At 75.7% G+C, this 2,391-nt stretch carries 1 protein-coding gene; it reads right to left on the bottom strand.

Annotation, left to right across the window (positions count from 1 at the left end; all coding sequences use genetic code 11):
- Positions 1–65: 65 nt before the first annotated feature.
- A partial coding sequence (locus J0670_RS35980; protein WP_207816889.1) for a polynucleotide kinase-phosphatase occupies positions 66–2,391 on the bottom strand: 2,326 nt, incomplete at its 5' end.

Here is a 2,391-nt window from a genome sequence, read left to right as displayed (position 1 = left end):
CGCGGGTCTACCGGCCGTCACGGGCGCGGATCGAGCGGCCGCCACAAGCGCGGGTCTACCGGCCGCTACAGACGCGGGTCGACCGGCTCGGACTCCAGCGCCAGCACCGCGAACACCGGCTCGTGCACCCGCCACAGCGGCTCCCCGGCCGCCAGCCGGTCCAGCGCCTCCAGGCCGAGCGCGTACTCGCGCAGCGCCAGCGAACGCTTGTGGCCCAGCGAGCGCAGGCGCAGCCGGTCCAGGTGCTCGGTGTAGTCCGGACCGTAGATGATCCGCAGGTACTCCCGGCCGCGCACCTTCACCCCCGGCTGGACCAGCCCGCCCGGACGGCCCTCACCACGCGAGGTGCGCACCACCGAGGCCAGCGGCTTGACCACCATGCCCTCGCCGCCCGCCCCGGTCAGCTCCTCCCACCAGGCGGTGGCGGCGGCCACCGAGGCCTCGTCCTCGGTGTCCACCAGGACCCGGCCGGTGCGGTGCAGCACCGGCTCCTCGCCGTCGTCGGCCGCCACCAGGCGGTCGATCCAGGCCAGGTGCTCGTCGTGCGGGCGCACCGCGAGGTTCGCGCCCTCGGCGGCCAGCACCTGGAACGGCGCGAGCCGGATGCCCGACAGGCCCTCGGTCGGCCAGCAGTAGCGCCGGTACGCCTCGGTGAAGGCCTGCGCGTCGGCGGCCCGGCGGTGCTGGCGGGCGGTCAGCTCGGCCAGGTCCAGCCCGCGCCCGGCCGCCCGTCGCAGCGCGGAGAGCGCCTCGGGCAGGGCGGCCCCGGCGGCCGCGCCGACCGCCGCGTACTGACGGCGCAGCAACTCCACCGCCTTCAGCGACCAGGGCATCAGCTCGGCGTCCAGCAGCAGCCAGTCGGTGCCCAACTCCTCGAAAAGCCCGGCGCGTTCGGCGGCCGAACGGACCCGGCCGAGCACCGCGGCGGTCAGCTCCTCGTCGGTGAGGAAGGCCCGGCCGGTGCGGGTCCAGATCGCGCCCGGGCCGGCCACCCCGAAGCGCCGGTCCAGCGCGGCGTCGTCCCGGGCGACCAGCAGCACCGCGCGCGAGCCCATGTGCTTCTCCTCGCAGACCAGGTGCCGGACGCCATCCGCGCGGTAGGCGCGGAAGGCCTCCTCCGGGTGCTCCAGGTAGCCGTCCCGGCCGGAGGTCGGGCTCGGCGCCATGGTCGGCGGCAGGTAGGCGAGCAGCCTCGGGTCCAGTGCGAAGCGGCTCATCACCTCCAGCGCGGCCGCCGCGTTCTCCTCCCGGACGGCGACCCGCCCGTGCAGGCCGGTCTCGACGATCCGGCGCCCGGCCACGTCGGCGAGGTCCAGCGGACGGCCCTCGCGGGCGCCCGGCGCGTCGGTGAGCAACGGGCGCACCGGCGCGTACCACTCCCGCTCGGCCTCGACGCTCACCAGCTCGCGCTCCGGGTAGCGCAGCGCGGTCAGGCTGCCGCCGAAGACGCAGCCGGTGTCCAGGCAGATGGTGTTGTTGACGAAGCTCGCGGTCGGCACCGGGGTGTGGCCGTAGACCACCAGGGCCCGGCCCCGGTACTCCTCGGCCCACGGGTAGCGCACCGGCAGGCCGTACTCGTCGGTCTCGCCGGTGGTCTCCCCGTACAGCGCGTGCGAGCGGACCCGGCCGGAGGCGCGGCCGTGGTACTTCTCCGGCAGGCCGGCGTGGCAGACCACCAGGGCGCCGCCGTCCAGCAGGTAGTGGCTGACCAGGCCGCGCATGAAGGCGCGCGCCTCGGCCCGGAACTCCTCCGTCTCCCCGGCCAGCTGGTCCAGCGACTCCTGGAGGCCGTAGGCGACGGTGACCTTCTTGCCGTCCAGCGCCCGGCCGAGCTTGTTCTCGTGGTTGCCGGGCACGCAGAGCGCGTGACCGGCCGCCACCATGCCCATCACCAGGCGCAGCACGCCCGGGGTGTCGGGGCCGCGGTCGACCAGGTCGCCGACGAAGACGGCGGTACGGCCCCCGGGGTGGACGGCGTCCACCGGGCGGCCCTCGGCGTCCCGGGTGAGGGTGTAGTCGAGGCGGGTCAGCAGGGTCTCCAGCTCGGAGCGGCAGCCGTGGATGTCGCCCACGATGTCGAACGGGCCGGTGAGGTGGCGCAGGTCGTTGTAGCGCTTCTCCAGCTCGATCTCGGCGGCCGCCACCTCGGCCTCGCCGCGCAGGATGTGCACCTTGCGGAAGCCCTCGCGCTCCAGGCCGCGCAGGGAGCGGCGCAGCTCGCGGTGCTGGCGCGGGACGACGTGGGCGGGCAGCTGGCGGTCGGGGCGGGCGCGGTTGCGCTCGGCGCACACGCCCGGCGGGACGTCCAGCACGATCGCGATCGGCAGGACGTCGTGCTCGCGGGCGATCGCGACCAGCTGCCCGCGGGCCTCCGGCTGGACGTTGGTGGCG

This window comes from Streptomyces sp. FH025 (assembly GCF_017427025.1).
GTDB lineage: Bacteria > Actinomycetota > Actinomycetes > Streptomycetales > Streptomycetaceae > Kitasatospora.
Note: the sequence above shows the minus strand (reverse complement) of the source record. Positions and strands in the feature narration are given on the sequence as shown.